Here is a 16502-nt window from a genome sequence, read left to right as displayed (position 1 = left end):
GTAGGATGTATAATGGGCATAAAGTCGGTCTTTGCGGCGCCCAATTTCCCCTGCCTGCCGCCGATTTGCACCGATTTATCTGTTAGGTAGTATCGCTTTACGCATATTGATATCAGTCAAAAATTTAGGAAAAGGAGCTGGAACCATGGTCAATCCGACGTATGAAAAGCTGGGCAGTGCCCCCTCCATGATCCGTGAACTGTTCGCCTACGGTCTGCGCCGCTCGGCGGAGGTAGGCCCGGAAAACGTGTTCGACTATTCCCTGGGTAATCCCAGCATCCCCGCCCCGCAGCCGGTGCAGCAGGCCCTGCTGGATGTGCTGCACGACACCGATCCCATTCAGGTCCACGGCTACTCCATGGCCGGCGGCTTCGACGGCACCCGCCGGGCCGTGGCGGAGGATCTGACCCACCGCTTCGGAATGACCATCCGCCCGGAGGAGCTGTTCTTTACCTGCGGCGCTGCCGCCGCTCTGATCTCTGTCATCCGGGCGCTGACCGTATCGCCGGACAGTGAATTTGTGGCCATCGCCCCCTATTTTCCGGAGTACCTCCCCTTTGTGGAATCCAACGGCGGCAAGCTGGTGTCCGTCCCCGCCGATCTGGACACCTTCCAGATCTCTCTGGACATTTTAGAGGCCCATTTAACGTCCCATACACAGGCAGTTTTGGTCAACTCCCCCAACAATCCCACCGGCGTGGTGTACAGCCGCCAGACGCTGGAGGGGCTGGCGGAGCTTCTTCGCCGCAAGAGTACCCAGTTCGGCCACCCCATCTACCTGATAGCCGACGAGCCCTACCGAGAGCTGGTCTACGACGGCGTGGAGGTCCCCTTCCTGCCCACCATCTATCCCAATACGCTGGTGTGCTACTCCTACTCCAAATCCCTGTCCCTGCCCGGTGAGCGCATCGGTTACGTCTGCGTCCCCTCCTGCGTAGAGGGTCAGGCCGACGTGCTCCACGCTGTAGCCGGGGCCGCCCGCAGCTCCGGCCATGTCTGCCCGCCGACGCTGGTGCAGCTGGCTCTCCAGCGGTGCGCCGATGCCCGGCCGGACTTGGCGGCCTATGATGCCAACCGCCGCTTGCTCTATCGGGAGCTGACCCAGATGGGCTACGAGTGCATCCCGCCGCAGGGCGCCTTCTATATCTTCGTCCGGGTCCCTGACGGCGACGATGTGGCCTTCTCCCAGCGGGCCAAGCTGGAGCATGACCTGTTGGTGGTCCCCAGCACCGCCTTCCACTGCCCAGGCTTCCTGCGGCTGAGCTACTGCGTCTCCCACGACATGATCCTGCGCAGTCTCCCCGCCTTCCGGGCCATACGGGAGAAGTACCAATAAGGCACGAAACCCCGTCGGCAAGCGAGAAAGGTATTAAGAAAATAAGAAGCTCCCTGTCAGCAGACAGGAGTAGTTTCAAAAAAGCAAAAAAATCCCGGCAATAAGCGGAAGGTATATCCATACGACAGGAAACTCCGTCGGCGGAGGGCATTTTGCGAATCGTCAGACGGTGCCATCCTTCGCTTGCTGGTATGCTCTGCTTACCCATTTTCTCCGCACCTGTGACAAGGCGCATCCCTGTGCAGCTTGCTGCCCAGCGGTGCGCCTTGTTTTATATGGCTCTGTGTATGTGCCGCACGCTTTTCTGGAGGCTCTTGTCCTAAGCGCTTTCAGTTTTTTCCTCCGATATTTCAATTTTTTCTTGTATTTTTCGGCAAATGCTCCTATAATAACTGTATATTTTTTCAAAAAAGAGAGGTGCTTACGCAATGAGCAAGGTCTGTATCCCGCAGGGCTACAAAACCCCGTTGTCTGTCTATGAAATGCAGCGGGCCATCGAGTTTATCAAGAGCAATTTCCAGGTGAATCTCGGTAATGCCCTGAATCTGCGGCGGGTCTCCGCCCCGCTGTTTGTGGAAGAAAATTCGGGTCTGAATGACAACCTCAACGGCGTGGAGCGCCCTGTCTCCTTCGATATCCCCGACGTACACGCCACCGGGCAGGTGGTCCACTCTCTGGCCAAGTGGAAGCGGCTGGCTCTGAAGCGCTACCAGTTCCACCCCGGTAAGGGCCTTTTTACCGACATGAACGCCATCCGGCGGGATGAGGTGGTGGACAACCTCCACTCCATCTATGTGGATCAGTGGGACTGGGAAAAGGTCATCCTGCGGGAGGACCGGACGGAGAGCTATCTGCGCCAGACGGTGCGGGCCATTATGGGAGCCGTCTGCGAGACCAATGATGCGCTGGACATTGCCTTTCCCAGCCTGCACACCCGCATCGACCGGGATGTGTATTTCATTTCCACCCAAGAGCTGGAGGACCGGTTCCCGGACCTGACCCCCAAGCAGCGGGAGGATGCCATCTGCCGGGAGCACCACACGGTATTTCTCATGCAGATCGGCGGAAACCTGAAGCGCTCCGGCCAGCCTCACGATGGCCGTGCGCCGGACTACGACGACTGGCAGCTCAACGGCGACATCCTGCTGTGGAACCCGGTGCTGGAGCGGAGCTTCGAGATCTCCTCCATGGGCATTCGAGTGGACGAGGCGGCGCTGGATCGCCAGCTCACCGCCAGCGGCTGCGACGATCGGCGCACTCTCCCATTCCACCGGATGCTGCTGGCGGGGGAGTTGCCTCTGACCATCGGCGGCGGCATCGGTCAGAGCCGCCTGTGCATGATGATGATCGGCACCTGTCATATCGGGGAGGTGCAGGCCAGTCTCTGGGACCCGGAGACGGTGCAGACCTGCGAAAGCGCTGGTATCATGCTGCTGTAAAGTGAAAATACTGCACAGTGATTTTTGGTAAAAAGCGACCCTGTCCGGCTTTGGACAGGGTCGCTTTCTACGCTTACAGAGTTCAGAACTGGATGACGCCCAAATGCTCCAGCAGAATTTTCAGGCCCATGAGGATCAGGATGGCACCGCCCACCATCTCCGCCTTGTTCTTATACTTCAGGCCAAAGACGTTGCCCACCTTCAGGCCCACGGCGGAGAGAATAAAGGTGATGCAGCCGATGAACAGCACCGCCGCCACGATATTCACCCCCGGCAGTAGGGCGAGGGTGATACCCACCGCCAGTGCATCGATGCTGGTGGCCACCGCCAGCAGCAGCATGACCCTGGGAGCAAAGGAGGCGTCCGTCGTCTCCTCGTCCTTGGAGAAGGCTTCCTTCAGCATATTGCCGCCAATGACGGACAGCAGGATGAAGGCCACCCAGTGATCTACCGAGGTGATATACTGCTCGAAGGTGGAACCCAGCAGATAGCCCAGGGTGGGCATCAGCGCCTGAAAGCCTCCGAACCACGTACCCACGATGAGATAGTGCCGCCTTTGCAGCGTCTGCGTGGACAGGCCCTTGCAGACAGAGACGGCGAAGGCGTCCATAGACAGCCCCACCGCAATGAGAAACAATTCTAACAGTCCTATGATGGTTCCCTCCAAAAAAAGAAAATCAGGCACGGTATGCCTGACCAAAACGCCCAAGCACGACCCCCCGCCATACTTGAGTCTCGTTGTTTAAGACAAGCCAGATGGAGTCCCATCAGTCTGTTGACTTGCCACTCGCTGCCGAGCCATCTACTCCCTCAGTATAAGCTTTAGTGTACCATATCCGGCAGAAATGTCAACCTTTTGACGCAAATTCCACCTGTCATGCCGGAAAAAGTTTTTGTTGACAAATCAACATTTGCGTGGTATGATACGTCACACTTGTTGATTTATCAACATTTAAGGAGGAGCCACCATGCAGCAGCGCTTCGAGACCTTTACCGTGCTGATTGCCAAAATCAGCCGCAGCATCCGCCGCATCAAGGCGGAGGAGATGTCCGAATTTCATTTGAAGGGGCCTCACGTCTCGTGTCTTTATTATCTGACGCAGCTGGGGCCGCTGACCGCCGGGCAGCTGTGCGACCGGTGCGAGGAGGATAAGGCCGCCGTGTCCCGGTCGCTGGAATATCTGGAGCAGAACGGCTACGTCACCCGGCCGGACAAGCGATACCGCAGCCCTCTGACACTGACAGAGAAGGGGCAGGAGACGGGCCGGGCCATTGCAGGGAAGATCGACCGGCTGGTGGAGGCCGCCAGCGAGGGCTTGACACCGGAGCAGCGGCAGGTCATGTACGACGCCCTGACCTGCATCAGCGGCCATCTGGAGCGCTTGGCAGCCCCCCGAAAATCACAGAACGGAGAAACAGACTTATGACCAGAATCATCATAGATTCCACCATCGACCTGCCGGAGCAGTACCGCAGGCAGGTACACATCGTACCCCTGACCATCCACTTCGGGACGGAGGAGCTGCTGGACGGCGTGGACATCGACCGCCAGCGCTTTTATGAGCGGCTGGTGGAGTCGGACGTGCTGCCCACCACCAGCCAGCCCTCCCCTGACGCTTTCGCCCAGCTGTTCGATCAGGTGGAGGCTGCCGGGGACAGCGCCGTGGTGCTGACCATCTCCCACAAGCTGTCCGGCACCTATCAGAGCGCCTGTATCGCCGCTGAGGGGCGGGAGCGCATCTTCGTGGTGGACACCATGTCCGCCTCCATCGGCTCCGGTATCCTGGCCCGGTACGCCATTGACAATGCCCATCTGCACGCCGGAGAGCTGGCGGCGTTGCTGGAGCGGCGGCGGCAGGACGTGTGCATCATCGGGCTGGTGGACACGCTGGAGTATCTGAAAAAGGGCGGGCGCATCTCCAAGACCGCTGCCTTTGCCGGGGGACTGTTGAACATCCACCCGGTGCTGACCCTGACAGACGGCGAGGTGACCATCATCGGCAAGGCCCGTGGCTCCCGGCAGGGCAACAATCTGCTGGTGCAGAAGATCCACGAGAGCGGCGGCATCGACTTCTCCATGCCTCTGCTGCTGGGCTATTCCGGGCTCAGCGACGCCCTGCTGCAAAAGTATGTGGCCGACAGCGCCCCTCTGTGGGAAAATGGCACGGAGACGCTGGAGTCCGTGTGCATCGGCAGCGTCATCGGCACCCACGCCGGTCCAGGTGCCGTGGTGGCGGCCTTCTTCCGGCGGGGAGGAAAATAATAGGAAAGCCCCACCCTCCCCATTAGGGAGGGCGGGGCTATGTTTTGGCAGCCGAAACAAAAATCAGGCGGAGAAGCAGCTGCTCCTCCGCCTGATTTTTCTATTCCGCCCCCTCGGTGGCCCGCTGCACCACATGACGGGTGATGCGGGCGGTGAGCCCCCACAGGGGGTAGGGCAGCCCATCATACACCGGTACCTCCACCTGCCCCGGTGTCCACCGGTAGTCCGGCGGCGCCTGCACCCGGGCATAGGGGAATCGCTCTGCTCCCACCGGCAGCAGGGGATACCGGTACACCTCCGGCGGATGGGCCGCCAACCAGTCCAGCGACACCAGAAACGTCTGCCGCACCTCGGCGGGGTTCAGCCGCAGCCGCTCCAGCGCCGCCGGGGCCACCTGTCCCAGCACCGGGTGCATCAGGGCCTCGGAGCGCAGGTGCAGGAAGTCCGCCCGGCCCAGCAGCCGGATGTCTTCCGGGGGGATGCCCAGCTCCTCCCACGTTTCCCGCAGGGCACACTGCTCCGGCGTCTCCCCCGGCTCCATGCGCCCACCGGGGAAGCAGACCTCCCCGCTGTGGTGGTGCAGGGCAGGGGAGCGCACCTCATACAGCAGGCTCAGACCCTCCGCCGTCTCCGCAACCGGCACCAGCACGGCATAGGCGGCGGTGGCCCCCAGCAGGCCCGGCACATGGCCGGAAAAGGCCGCCTGCAATTGTTTCAGCTCTATGGAACATCCCTTCTTTCATGCCGGCATCAATGCTACCTATTATAATAGAGTCTGCCCGGTGCCGTCAACCGCTTTGATGCTGCGGCATATGCTGTATTGGGGCTGCGGCCCCACCGACTATCGAACAGGAGTGGATGTCATGGCAAGCTTTACCAACTTCGCCACCTTGATCTATAACGGCGGCACCTCCAATTCCAACACCGTCACCGGTGAGCTGCTGGAGACGCTGACCCTCACCAAGACGGCGGCCAGCAGCCGCTACACCGCCAGAGACAACGTCACCTACGTGCTGTCGCTGGTGAACGGCGGCACAACGCCCCTGACGGAACTGGCGCTGACGGACGATCTGGGTGGCTACGCCTTCGGCACGGACACCGTGTACCCGCTGACCTACAACGAGGGGACGCTGCGGGTATATGTCAACGGTGTCCTGCAAACGACCCCCACGGTGACGGCAGGGCCTCCCCTGACCGTCACCGGTCTCACCGTCCCCGCCGGAGGCAATGCGCTGCTGGTGTACGAGGCCGCTGTCACCCGCTATGCGCCGCTGGATCAGGAGGCCGCCATCACCAACACGGCCACCGTCACCGGCGGCGGTCTGGCAGCGCCCCTGACGGCGCAGGCGACCTTGGCGGCGGCCCAGCGGGCGGACCTCACCGTCAGCAAGGCCATCTGCCCCGCCACCGTCACGGAGAGCGGACAGCTGACCTATACCTTCGTCCTTCAGAACTTCGGCAATACCGCCGCCACGGCAGGGGACAACGTGATCCTGACGGATACCTTCGACCCGGCCCTCACCGGCCTGACCGTGACGTATAACGGCGATGCGTGGAAGGAAGGAGACAACTACACCTACGATGCTGCCACCGGCACCTTTGCCACCATTGCCGGGCAGATCGCCGTCCCGGCGGCCACCTATACCCAGGAGACGGATGGCACCTATACCGTCACCCCCGGCACCACCACAGTGACCGTCACCGGCACCGTGTAACGCTGCATCGGAAAAAGCAGGGCGCTTGTCCTGCTTTTTCTGCAGTGGCAACCAAAGACAACCCCCGGCTCTGCCGGGGGGAAAAATAGCCTATGGCGAGGGGAAAAGTAGACAAGAAAAAGTCTCCGAGTTAGAGTAAAGAAAGAGGTTTACCGACCAAAGCTTACAAAAACAAGGAGACTAATACATGAAAGAAGTAGATGTAAGTAGTTTAGAACATACCAGCTGGCGTTGCCAATACCATGTGGTGTTTGCGCTGAAATATAGGCGGATGGAGGTTTACGGAAAGATAAAAGAGGACATAGGGATCATACTGCGGAAGTTGTGCCAGCAAGTGGATACGGTAGGCCGCAACAAGAAAGCGATCAAGGCGTACATAGAACCAGTTGGAGGAGGACAAAATATCCGACCAAATTAGCATAAAGGAATTTATAGACCCGTTTACGGGTAGTAAGAATCCCAAGGCATCAATAAAAACCCCTTAAAGGGTAGCCTGAGAAGGAATGCGGCCGGCAGACCTTTCGGACCCCTTAAGGGGCTTCGTCCGTAATAGGCCCTTATAGGGCCTGGTCAACCCTCCGGCTTAGCCGGAGGGTTTGATTTTTATCCCTTTTACCTTTTGTGTTGATATAAGCCTATCCGCCAAATCCTTCGTCGATTTAACGGAACTCTAAGCACATGAAAAGGAGCAGGGTATATTTCAACCTTGCTCCTCCTATGGGATATATACTATTCAGTTCGACAAATTGAAATTGGCTGATCTATTACTCAACATTGTTATAGACTTCAATGCCAAGGATTTTTACTATCATTCCCTCAAGGTAATCATTTTCGGACGTGGCTTCTGGGTCTATTCTATGCACATTCTCAACTTGATACAGGATAGCATGATATACAACTGTGCCGCCGTCTTTCAGACGCATAGGAATGGGTATCAAAAGAACGATAGCCAACAAGATGCAAATACCTGTAACTACTTTTTTTCTCATATTATCACACTCCTTTGTCAAATTTGAATTTGTCTAGCTGCTTCATTATTTGTATAGACGGAAAAGCCAGCAAATTGTTCGACTTTTCTATATTATACAATATTTTTGTGTTACTTTCAAGGGATGAAAAGACGCCGAAGTTGCCTTCGGCTCTTTTCGGTGCCCTGCATCGGTTAAACTTGTACTGGAATGATGCCCTTGGTATCAAGTCCCAACTTCTTACTCTTAAGTTCCTTGTATGTAATCGGGTCGTTGATGCGATTACATATAAGGGAGTACAGTTCATCTACCATCTGCTTGGTGGTGAGGTCTTTGTTCTTTTCTAACCACCAGAAGAGCATGATGTCACAATCGAGGTATTTCGTGGCGGGTAGGTTCTCTTTGCCAAATATAGGGGCAGGAACGAAGCAAAAGAAATTGTTACACATAATTCACGATCATACATAGCAACACTTATCTTGAAAAGGGACTGATTTTTTGGGGAGAGACGGAAACATCCCCCGCTGTACAGTGAGTACAGTGGGGGATGTTTGCATCAGAAGTCGATGGTGCCGTCCAGAACCCGCAGGTCGTATGGCTCGTAGGTCACGTGGCGGTACTTCTCCACGTCCAGCTTCACGCCGGTCCAATCGGAGTGGATCTCGCCGTTCTGCTTGATGAGGATATCGTACAGAATGTCGTAGGTGATGCCGTCGTCGCCAGTCTCCACGATGGTGGAATAGGGAAGGGTCTTGTGGTAGGTCATGTGAAGGCCCTTATACTCGAAGTGGAAGCCGTTGCGCATCCGGCAGCCGTCCAGCCCCTTGTAGGTGAACTGCTTCTTCAGATCCTGAAGGATCTTGTCGTGTTCCTCCTCATAGAGGTTCTCCGGGGTAGTCTCTGTGTAGTCATAGCGGAACTGAATGGGGATGCGGTAGGGCAGGAAGCGCTCCACGTAATCCGTCAGCTTCTGGGCGGGGTAGTTCTTATACAGCACGCAGTTGATGCGGGTGGGGCAGGCGATGCGGCCCACTACCTCGTCCGGGGACTCCTCCACGTACTTCACCAAATGGCGGGAGATGTTGATGCAAGTGATCTTGTCCCGGTTGCGCTTCGTGAAGGCGATCATCTCGTCGGCGGAGTATTTCTGCTGCACGGGGAAGGTGGTGTTGATAAAAATTCTGTGGGTGTTGGGAATGGCGTCCAGCATCTTCTGGAGGGATCCCAGATCTGCCAAGGGCTCGCCGCCGGTAAAGACGAAGTCACAGCGGGGCGTGATCTCATCCATGGTGTGGATGCTGCGGAGAATGGCATCCAGACTGAAGCCGGAGCAGTCGGCATACTCCTTTTTGTTGATGCAGAAGGGGCAGTGATTGTTGCAGTCGTAGGGAACAAAGACGGTGACAGTAGCGCCGCCTTCCCGTGTCTTATAGGGATTGCTCATATTGTTCAAGCCAGCCTCTCAAAATAAGTCGTTCCCGATTAGTCTATACCAAATGGCACAAAAAAGCAAGAAATATCTGCAAAAATAGACTGTTTACTTATTAACAATACTGGAAGCGGAGGGAAATATCGGAGACTTTGGCAATATGAAGAAAATGGAGAGATGTGAGCGGAGGAGGTGTCATGCTGCGGCGTGATGGATTTCGGGCATGGTGATGCACATTCACCTATGTGTTATATGATTTGGACTTTGCGGAATATCCTTGCGAAAAATGTTGACTTCGCACAATTTGTGCGTTATTGTAAAGATAAAGAGGAAAAACAGGGCCGGAGAAGGGAGCTGACAATGTGGAAAAAACACAAGCACCTGTTCCTGTTTCCTGCGGCGGTGCTGGGCATACTTGCCGTGTGCTGGATGTCAGGACGGGTGAGCGAGTTTAACAAGTGGTATCTCATCATCGCCGGGACAGTGGGGCTATACTGCTGGGTGTCGGAGCTTGTGGAGCTTCTGCGGGAGCGGAAGAAGGAGAAGGAAGAGCCGTAAGGGCCGAGGAACCGATGCTGTAAGCTTCAGACCGGGCGGAAGGGGAACGTTCCCCTTCCGCTTTTTCATTTTGTGGCTTGTAAAAAACGGCGTTTTGTGATATGGTAGGGTAAAAGAATTTGCGGGGGGATCACGGATGAGCACCAGCTTTAAGACCAGTATGTTCGGCGGCTTTGACCGCAGCGATGTGATTGCATACATTGAGAAGACCGGCCGGGAACACGAGGAGCGTGTGGCGGCGCTGGAGGTGGAGAACGAGACCCTCCGGAAGGAGAACCAGACGCTGGAGAATACCCAGCGGGTGACACAGGCGCAGCTGCTGAAGATGCGGGACAACGAGGAGACCTGCCGCCGTCTGCGCCGGCAGCTGGCGGATGCGGAGGCCCGGAATCAGGAGCTGGAGCAGCGCTGCGCCCAACTGAAGGTACAGGCGGACGAATACGAGTCTCTGAAGGACCATGTGGCCCAGATCGAGATCAGCGCCCACCGCCGCACGGAGCAGTTCCGGGAGGAGGCCGTGACCCAGCTGCGGCAGCTGGCGGCCCGGCAGCGGGAGTGGTGCCGCACGGCGCAGGCGGACTATGAGCAGATGAATTGCCAGCTGCTGGAGCGCTTACAGCAGGCAGAGCAGACGCTTCGCCAGCCGGATATGAGCAGCTTCCGGCGGATGGAGGAGGGCCTGACGGCGTTGGAAAAGGGCCTGACGGCGCCGGAGAAAGCCGGAGAATAAGACAGACGAGGAGCATTCGGCGGGATGCTCCTCTTTTTGTGGAAAATAGCGATTGACAGACAGTGTTCGGCATGATAAGATGACGCTACAATCCAAGGGGCGCTGGTGCAAGCCGGCTGAGATGAGACGTATCGCCGTCCGGTCCCTCGAACCTGATCCGGGTAATGCCGGCGTAGGAATGCGATCATAGGGATTTCATGTTCCGCATTGCGACGCCTGCATGGCTCGCCATGCGGGAATTTTTTTAGGAGGAGATCCGAACACATGAAAAACAATAAGACCCGTACCCTCTGTGAGGCTGCCATTTTTATCGCTATGGCGGAGATTTTGAGTTTTATCAAGCTCTATGAGTTCCCCAACGGCGGCTCTGTCACGCTGGAGATGCTGCCTATCATCCTGTTCGCCGTTCGGTATGGCTGCGGCTGGGGCGCCGGCGCCGGCTTCGTATTCGGCACCGTGACCTATCTCATCGGCAACAAGTTCTCCATCGACTGGACCACCATCATCTGCGACTACTTCCTGGCCTTCACGGCGCTGGGCTTTGGCGCAGGCCTGCTGGCCCGCCGGAAGTGGAGCGTGTTCTATGGCACCGTCATCGGCGGCGTGCTGCGTTTTTTGGCCCACTACATCATCGGCGCCGTGGTGTGGGGCAAGTATATGCCCGATGAGTTCTTCGGCATGACCATGACCAGCCCGTGGTTCTACTCCCTGCTCTATAACGGGAGCTATATGCTGCCCAGCATCATCCTGTGCCTGGTGGTCTTTGCGGCGCTGTATAAGCCCCTGAAGAAGTATTTCACGGCGGAGGACCTGAAGCTGGCTCAGTGATGACCGGATGACAGCTTTCCGGGGCCGGGGAGACCCGGCTCCGGAAAAACTTTCAGGAGATTTGAAAAAAGTGTTGACAAAACACAGGAAGCGTGTATAATATAGCTTGTTCGTCAGAACACAGCGGGATTGTGTAAAGGTAGCACAGCGGACTCTGACTCCGTATGTGAGGGTTCGAATCCTTCTCCCGCTGCCATGATGACCACGGGGAACTGCATATATGCAGTTCCCCGTGCGCCTATTCTAAAGTTCGTTTTGCTTTGTTTGTCGTGCTTCCCGATCTGGTTCCTGTGCCTGCGCCTTATTGTGCAATACTGCAAGGGCCTCACCACGTTGTCAGCGGAAGCGATGTATTGGCTCCGCAGAACAGACTCTCTATCTGCTCTTTGCGTCTCATCCCCGTGACCGCTGGAAGGCAGCGGTGCCGCTCATATCATGGCGAAGCTCCGGGAGATGCGCTTGTATTTGACCGGGCCGATTATTCAGTTGTCTATATCGAGACCGGTTTTTGACCGGAGACGAACAAAAAAACAAGCCTTTTCCAATGTTTTCCATCGAAAAAGACTTGCCATTTATCCGCTGCGGTGGTACAATGAAACCGTGTCCACCACGGAAGTGCGACATAAAAAGCTCTTTCGATGCCGTGAACATCGTTTGAGTTGGTACCGTCCGGGATTGCCGTTCCGGGCGGTACTTTGTCGTTTATTGACTTGTTACTTCTATAATATCCTGTTTTTATCAATAATGCAACTATTTTTTGCATTTTCAATTCTTACAATTTCAAATTTGCGGCAAAAGCCAGACGGGCAGAGGGCTGAAACCCTTGTGCCGTTTGGCTTTTTCGTGTATGGAGCGCCGGCTGCCGACCGACCATTATTTTTCGCTGGCCAGCTTGTAGAAGGTAGATCTTCCGATTCCCAGACGCTGAGCAGCCTCCTTGGCGGTAAGCTCCCCGGCCTGCCACGCTGCGTAGATCTCCGGCCACTGAGGAGGCCGGGCCAGTCTGGGCCGTCCCATCTTGCGACCGGCTGCTCTGGCTGCTGCGTAGCCCTCCGCCTGACGCTGCCGGGTGCGGAGTCGCTCCTGCTCGGCCATGGTACCCAGCACCTCAATGATGATGTTGTTGACCATGTCGGCCACCCACTCCTGCCCGGCAGGGAAGTCGGTCATGGTGGTGGGCAGATCGAGGATCTTCAACCGGATGTGCTGCTCCCGAAACCAGAGCAGTTCCGTCTCAATGTCCGCCTTCCGACGGCTGAGCCGATCCAGCGAGGTGATGACCAGCGTGTCACCGGGCCGGAGGATGGTGTTCTTCAGGGCCATGTAGCCGGGCCGGTTCAGATCCTTGCCGCTCTCCCGGTCGGTGATGATGGAGCGCTCATCGGCGCCCAGGACTCGGAATGCCTCCAGCTGCCGTGCAAGATTCTGATCCCGACTGCTGACTCTGGCGTAGTAGTAAGTGCGGGTATCGCTCATGGGAAACCTCCTTTTCTGCAGGTGACGAAGAAAGCAGCCTTGCGGCTGCTTTCTTGACAAAATTTGTCGGCTATGGTATAGCCCCTCTTTCTGCTTCGTCTTAGCATAACCGGGCGACGGCGACGGGCCTCAAAAGATGTCCGTAAATCTTCTGGCGTTTTCGGACATATCCGTAAAGTTGCGGCGGGTATTTTACGGACGTAAGCCAGACGGTGCGAGTGTGTGTCTCAAAAAGTCTACTTTTGCAGACGCTTTGGCTGCTGCATCAGGCTGCCAGCGCCGTAACGACCGCAGCAGTTATCCCCCCGTGGAAAACTCCTGACGGAGTTTACACACAGGTCCCCCTGCTGCTGGAGCTGGCCTAAGATCGAAAGTCTGCGCCGGGGGCGGTTGTGTGAGAAATGATTTTTTTGATTTTTCGTTTGCTGTTCTTCTCTTGTAAGTCTTACGTTAGACGGTAGGATCTTTCTTTCAACAGGTAATTTAATACTCCCGTTATCTGAGTCTTAACCTTATTTGCTAAAAATCGGACTACCCCCATCAGAGAAAAGCCCTCGATCGGGGCTTGACACGCATCCGAAGCTGCGATATGCTGGTCACAAGAAGCCGCTGCATAATTGCCCTCTGCGACGCCGCAGATGTGATAGGAATTGCGACTATGCTCCTGGTTCTTCTTGATGCAGAGCTGCACCAGCAGGGTTTTAAGGGCCTTGAGCAGCCGCAGACCGGCGCAGACGGTGGAGCGTGCTGCGCCGGTTTTCTTTTGCAGCGCAGAGATGCTGGGGAACGCACGGGAGCTGTTCCCGGCGCAGACAATGATGGCGCACAGCACGATAAGGGCAGAATCGGTCAGCTCCTGTTCCAGCACGGCACGATCCAGGATGGTATAGCCCTTCTTCAGCAGGGCCAGATCGACGGTGTAGGTGTTCTTGCCGTACACGGTGCGTCCCAGCTTGCCGCTATGGTACTTGGTGTGCTTGACAGTAAGATATCCCGCCTCGGACAGCTCCCAGACGGCCTTGACAGCGGTGGCCACACTGCAGCCTGCCAGGGCGGCAATGGCCTCATAGCTTTTGCGGCAACCGCCCAGGGCGTTGCAGTAAGCAAAGAAGATCATGCCCACTCTCCGGGTGGCAAAGCTGAGGGTGGTGTCAAAGATGAGGGCGTTGGGTACCTTGAAATAGCTTCTACGCTTTCTCATAGGGGAAATCTCCTTCTGAAGATGAGCAGCGGCAGCCGTTCGGCTGCCGCTGCTGTTTTGTTTATTTACCGATTGGATAGAGCGGATTAGTAAGTCCAGTCCTCAGCCTTTCGGGCGAAAGGGGAGCGCACCTGTTCTACGGGGTCAAGCTTGGCCATGGCGCTCCTTAGGCCGGGGTCGTCCTGTGTGCGGGAGAGGGTGACCATGCGGGCCAGACCGTGGTCAAAGCCGTCGTCCCAGGCTGCTACGATTTGTGCCTCCTGTGAGGTCAGATCGTCCCGCCACGTCTCCGTCTCCGGGTCGTTGGTCTCATGCTCCCAGCTCTCCTGCAGCTCCCGGATGCGTACCAGCGACTCGTTCCAGTCCTTTCCGATGGGCGCCGCCTCACGGGATATCTCATACTGGCCTTCCAGCAGAGTGCGGATGCTTTCGGCACACTGCTCACCGGCCCGGTCGCCATCGGTGCAGAGATTGATCTGGCTGACGTCCGGTCGGTACTGGAGGAAGGCCAGCAGCGCACGGGGCGATACACCGCCCAATGCAATATAGTTCTCCGTGCGCTGGTCTGCCGGACGCATGGAGAGATAGGACAGCAGGTCAATCTCACTCTCAAAGACATTGCAGCGGGGGCAGTCAGGGTTCTCCATGCGAAAGCGGTACTCCTTCTGGGAGCCTCGGACGTCGAAGCGCTGTACCTGCTGCGTGGGATCGCAGCTGCGGGCGAAGTTGCTGGCCACTACGCCGTCAAAGTCCGTGCCGACGAATACAACGTTTTTGTATTTGCCGCTCTGGTAGATCCGGCCCTGCCGCATAAGCCCGTCTACCAGTTCCTGATCCAGCCCCCGCTCCTGAACAAGATAGTTATAGGCGTCCAGATTCGTCTTGGCCCGTGGCAGAGGGCGAAACTCCTCATGCTCTGCAGGCGGCAGCCATACCGGGGGCGTGTAGGTGACGTCCCTATGGATGGCCTCCAGCACCGTCCGTACAGCCTCCTGAAAGCCCATGCCATGGACATTGACGAAGTAGTCGATGGGGCTTTTGCTGCCCTCCGCCCGTGAAAACCAGTAGTAGCCCTTGCCGGGCGTTACTACCAGACTGTCATGCTCCACAGAGCGCCACTGTCCGTCCTTCTGGAACAGCGGCTCCCCGGTGCGCTGGAGGATGTCAAACACATCCTGGCTGCGGGCCAGCTCGATCATGTCGGCGGGAATGTACTTGCTCTCCCGGCGCTTCGGCTGCCGGACGGTGGTATCAGCGGGGAAGAAGGCTGCATGGGTAAAGACGGATCTGTCCTGCACATTCCGTGTATCGCAGCCGTAGAATTTGCAGTCTTTGAACTGCGAAAGCCTTGCCTCGCTTTCCGAGACGGTGACATTGCGGAAGGTGCAGCCAACAAAGCGGAGGTCTACGGGATCTTTGGCGTAGAAATCGAATTTTTCCTGATCGATGTTCTCCGCCTCAATGTGCCGGATCTGCCGCTTTTCTTCGGTGACGTTCCGTTCCTGCTGGAACTCGCCCTTTTCCATCAGGTAGTTGGCAATGCCGCTGGCGTCCTTGATGGCGGCGAACAGCTCCTGCGGATCCTTCTCCAGCACCTTGATCCAGCTTTGGATATAGGCTTTGTGCAGGTCGAAATGTTCGTTCAGAGCCTTTTGGGACATCTCCAGTCCCAGTTCCTGCGAAACGAAGGCGCTGGCGATTTCTGCCCGCAGCTCCTCCCGTGCGTAGTCCTCACTGCCGAAATGATTCTCGATGTGGCGGTTCAGCCGGTCAGGATGGCCGGTGGCGTGGCCGCACTCATGAAGGAAGGTGGAGATGTAGCTGTACGGATCGTCGAAGCTGGCCTCCGGAGGCAGCGTCACCATATCGGCTGAGGGGGAGTAGTAGGCACGGGTGCCTTCCTCCCGATAGGCCAGCTGCATATTCTCCAGCAGGGTGTCCCGCTGCTGGCGGAGTTGACCAATGTCTGTCCGGGGGCGCTGGGGCAGAGGCGGGACACCTTCCATCTGAGCGGCGTTAAAGACGAGAGCGGTACGGCTGCGAAGCTGGAGCTTGTCGGCTGCATCGGGATCATCCCGTTTCAAGCGCTCCACCTCGTTCCAGTTCATCCATCTTTTCCGCTCCATGTCGTACATGGCCCAGTATTCGACCTTGGTGGCGTGTTCTCCCTTGCGGATCTTCCAGCCCTTATCTTTGGCCTGCTGGAAGGTACACCAGCGGGGATCCTTGTAGCCCCGCTCATCGGCAAGCATAGAGAGCCGCAGCGTGTTGATGCCCTTATAGCGTCTGCCGGTAGCGGCGTTGTAGGGACGCCCCTGCGCCCAGCAGGCCCGCCACGGGAGCTGCTCCTCCTTCAGCGCAGCCAGGAACGCCTGTGCCAGCTCCTCACGCACCTTATTCACTGCTGCCATTGCTCGTCACCTCCTTCCCGTCCAGCGTGTAGCTGGGGCCGTCTATCAGCGCACCCAGCGCCTCCAGCTCCTCCATTTCCTCCGGATCGGACAGCTCGATGCCGTCCAGGATGCTCCATTTCTTCTTTTCGTTGCTCATAGGGATACT

Annotated in this window: 16 protein-coding genes, 1 tRNA gene, 2 pseudogenes and 1 riboswitch; of the genes and pseudogenes, 11 read left to right on the top strand and 8 right to left on the bottom strand. The window is 57.2% G+C overall.

The annotated features are described in order from the left end of the window. Positions 1–145: 145 nt before the first annotated feature. A complete protein-coding gene (locus KJS28_RS05625; RefSeq protein ID WP_213542091.1) occupies positions 146–1336 on the top strand; it encodes a pyridoxal phosphate-dependent aminotransferase in 1191 nt (396 codons plus the stop codon). 428 nt (positions 1337–1764) lie between these two features. Beyond that, positions 1765–2775: an aspartate--ammonia ligase gene (gene asnA / locus KJS28_RS05620; protein ID WP_213542090.1), complete on the top strand. Its 1011-nt coding sequence runs from the start codon at positions 1765–1767 to the stop codon at positions 2773–2775. An 82-nt stretch (positions 2776–2857) separates the two neighbouring features. Here the strand turns inward: asnA and KJS28_RS05615 are convergent, their stop codons facing one another. After that, complete coding sequence (locus KJS28_RS05615) at positions 2858–3427, bottom strand: manganese efflux pump MntP (RefSeq protein ID WP_213542228.1); 570 nt, start codon at positions 3425–3427, stop codon at positions 2858–2860. Between the two features lie 316 nt (positions 3428–3743). On the opposite strand from KJS28_RS05615, the gene KJS28_RS05610 reads away from it, so the two are divergent. Continuing rightward, the gene (locus tag KJS28_RS05610; protein ID WP_021858241.1) at positions 3744–4202 is read left to right on the top strand and encodes a MarR family winged helix-turn-helix transcriptional regulator; all 459 of its coding nucleotides are present in this window, start codon (positions 3744–3746) and stop codon (positions 4200–4202) included. Beyond that, positions 4199–5038, top strand: a complete 840-nt coding sequence (locus tag KJS28_RS05605; protein ID WP_213542089.1) for a DegV family protein — start codon at positions 4199–4201, stop codon at positions 5036–5038. Before KJS28_RS05610 ends, KJS28_RS05605 begins: the two co-directional genes overlap by 4 nt. Positions 5039–5138: 100 nt before the next feature. Here the strand turns inward: KJS28_RS05605 and KJS28_RS05600 are convergent, their stop codons facing one another. Continuing rightward, the gene (locus KJS28_RS05600; RefSeq protein WP_228298448.1) at positions 5139–5747 is read right to left on the bottom strand and encodes an NUDIX hydrolase; all 609 of its coding nucleotides are present in this window, start codon (positions 5745–5747) and stop codon (positions 5139–5141) included. Positions 5748–5901: 154 nt separating this feature from the next. Here KJS28_RS05600 and KJS28_RS05595 point away from each other — a divergent pair, with 154 nt between their 5' ends. The 3 genes and pseudogenes from KJS28_RS05595 to KJS28_RS12770 form a co-directional block, all read left to right on the top strand. Then, positions 5902–6753, top strand: coding sequence for a hypothetical protein (locus KJS28_RS05595; RefSeq protein WP_213542088.1), 852 nt, complete (start codon positions 5902–5904; stop codon positions 6751–6753). 187 nt (positions 6754–6940) lie between these two features. Beyond that, positions 6941–7081: pseudogene (locus KJS28_RS12775) on the top strand (transposase); the annotation flags it as partial. 6 nt (positions 7082–7087) lie between these two features. Continuing rightward, positions 7088–7238 (top strand): annotated as a pseudogene (locus KJS28_RS12770) (IS200/IS605 family transposase); the annotation flags it as partial. Between the two features lie 279 nt (positions 7239–7517). On the opposite strand, the gene KJS28_RS05585 reads toward KJS28_RS12770, so the two are convergent. Both KJS28_RS05585 and KJS28_RS05580 read right to left on the bottom strand, forming a co-directional pair. Beyond that, positions 7518–7742 carry a hypothetical protein gene (locus tag KJS28_RS05585; RefSeq protein ID WP_213542087.1) on the bottom strand — a complete coding sequence of 75 codons (225 nt, stop codon included), beginning with the start codon at positions 7740–7742 and terminating at the stop codon, positions 7518–7520. Positions 7743–8277: 535 nt separating this feature from the next. Beyond that, positions 8278–9165: a 4Fe-4S cluster-binding domain-containing protein gene (locus KJS28_RS05580; RefSeq protein ID WP_213542086.1), complete on the bottom strand. Its 888-nt coding sequence runs from the start codon at positions 9163–9165 to the stop codon at positions 8278–8280. A 345-nt stretch (positions 9166–9510) separates the two neighbouring features. Between KJS28_RS05580 and KJS28_RS05575 the strand changes: the two genes are divergently transcribed. From KJS28_RS05575 to KJS28_RS05560, 4 genes are all read left to right on the top strand, one after another. Next, positions 9511–9708, top strand: a complete 198-nt coding sequence (locus tag KJS28_RS05575) for a hypothetical protein (RefSeq protein WP_213542085.1) — start codon at positions 9511–9513, stop codon at positions 9706–9708. A 136-nt stretch (positions 9709–9844) separates the two neighbouring features. Next, on the top strand, positions 9845–10438 hold the full coding sequence (locus KJS28_RS05570; RefSeq protein WP_213542084.1) for a hypothetical protein: 594 nt from the start codon (positions 9845–9847) through the stop codon (positions 10436–10438). 85 nt (positions 10439–10523) lie between these two features. Beyond that, positions 10524–10634, top strand: a riboswitch (TPP riboswitch). 68 nt (positions 10635–10702) lie between these two features. Next, the gene (gene thiT / locus KJS28_RS05565) at positions 10703–11266 is read left to right on the top strand and encodes an energy-coupled thiamine transporter ThiT (protein WP_021858800.1); all 564 of its coding nucleotides are present in this window, start codon (positions 10703–10705) and stop codon (positions 11264–11266) included. Positions 11267–11388: 122 nt separating this feature from the next. Next, positions 11389–11462 (top strand) — tRNA-Gln (locus KJS28_RS05560). Positions 11463–12139: 677 nt separating this feature from the next. Here the strand turns inward: KJS28_RS05560 and KJS28_RS05555 are convergent. The 4 genes from KJS28_RS05555 to KJS28_RS05540 form a co-directional block, all read right to left on the bottom strand. Further along, complete coding sequence (locus KJS28_RS05555) at positions 12140–12742, bottom strand: recombinase family protein (RefSeq protein ID WP_213542083.1); 603 nt, start codon at positions 12740–12742, stop codon at positions 12140–12142. A gap of 445 nt (positions 12743–13187) precedes the next feature. After that, positions 13188–13943: a helix-turn-helix domain-containing protein gene (locus KJS28_RS05550; RefSeq protein WP_213542082.1), complete on the bottom strand. Its 756-nt coding sequence runs from the start codon at positions 13941–13943 to the stop codon at positions 13188–13190. 86 nt (positions 13944–14029) lie between these two features. Next, positions 14030–16354 carry a zincin-like metallopeptidase domain-containing protein gene (locus KJS28_RS05545; protein ID WP_213542081.1) on the bottom strand — a complete coding sequence of 775 codons (2325 nt, stop codon included), beginning with the start codon at positions 16352–16354 and terminating at the stop codon, positions 14030–14032. Next, complete coding sequence (locus KJS28_RS05540) at positions 16338–16493, bottom strand: hypothetical protein (RefSeq protein WP_213542080.1); 156 nt, start codon at positions 16491–16493, stop codon at positions 16338–16340. Before KJS28_RS05540 ends, KJS28_RS05545 begins: the two co-directional genes overlap by 17 nt. Between the last annotated feature and the right edge of the window lie 9 nt (positions 16494–16502).

It is taken from the genome of Vescimonas coprocola (assembly GCF_018408575.1).
GTDB classification, from domain to species: domain Bacteria; phylum Bacillota; class Clostridia; order Oscillospirales; family Oscillospiraceae; genus Vescimonas; species Vescimonas coprocola.
Note: the sequence above shows the minus strand (reverse complement) of the source record. Positions and strands in the feature narration are given on the sequence as shown.

What these genes read in the sequence shown, in the direction of transcription:
- KJS28_RS05625 (WP_213542091.1), top strand. Translation starts at nt 146, where the DNA reads ATGGTCAATCCGACGTATGAAAAGCTGGGCAGTGCCCCCTCCATGATC.
- asnA (WP_213542090.1), top strand. Translation starts at nt 1,765, where the DNA reads ATGAGCAAGGTCTGTATCCCGCAGGGCTACAAAACCCCGTTGTCTGTC.
- KJS28_RS05610 (WP_021858241.1), top strand. Translation starts at nt 3,744, where the DNA reads ATGCAGCAGCGCTTCGAGACCTTTACCGTGCTGATTGCCAAAATCAGC.
- KJS28_RS05605 (WP_213542089.1), top strand. Translation starts at nt 4,199, where the DNA reads ATGACCAGAATCATCATAGATTCCACCATCGACCTGCCGGAGCAGTAC.
- KJS28_RS05595 (WP_213542088.1), top strand. Translation starts at nt 5,902, where the DNA reads ATGGCAAGCTTTACCAACTTCGCCACCTTGATCTATAACGGCGGCACC.
- KJS28_RS05585 (WP_213542087.1), bottom strand. Translation starts at nt 7,742, where the DNA reads ATGAGAAAAAAAGTAGTTACAGGTATTTGCATCTTGTTGGCTATCGTT.
- KJS28_RS05580 (WP_213542086.1), bottom strand. Translation starts at nt 9,165, where the DNA reads ATGAGCAATCCCTATAAGACACGGGAAGGCGGCGCTACTGTCACCGTC.
- KJS28_RS05575 (WP_213542085.1), top strand. Translation starts at nt 9,511, where the DNA reads ATGTGGAAAAAACACAAGCACCTGTTCCTGTTTCCTGCGGCGGTGCTG.
- KJS28_RS05570 (WP_213542084.1), top strand. Translation starts at nt 9,845, where the DNA reads ATGAGCACCAGCTTTAAGACCAGTATGTTCGGCGGCTTTGACCGCAGC.
- thiT (WP_021858800.1), top strand. Translation starts at nt 10,703, where the DNA reads ATGAAAAACAATAAGACCCGTACCCTCTGTGAGGCTGCCATTTTTATC.
- KJS28_RS05555 (WP_213542083.1), bottom strand. Translation starts at nt 12,742, where the DNA reads ATGAGCGATACCCGCACTTACTACTACGCCAGAGTCAGCAGTCGGGAT.
- KJS28_RS05550 (WP_213542082.1), bottom strand. Translation starts at nt 13,943, where the DNA reads ATGAGAAAGCGTAGAAGCTATTTCAAGGTACCCAACGCCCTCATCTTT.
- KJS28_RS05545 (WP_213542081.1), bottom strand. Translation starts at nt 16,354, where the DNA reads ATGGCAGCAGTGAATAAGGTGCGTGAGGAGCTGGCACAGGCGTTCCTG.
- KJS28_RS05540 (WP_213542080.1), bottom strand. Translation starts at nt 16,493, where the DNA reads ATGAGCAACGAAAAGAAGAAATGGAGCATCCTGGACGGCATCGAGCTG.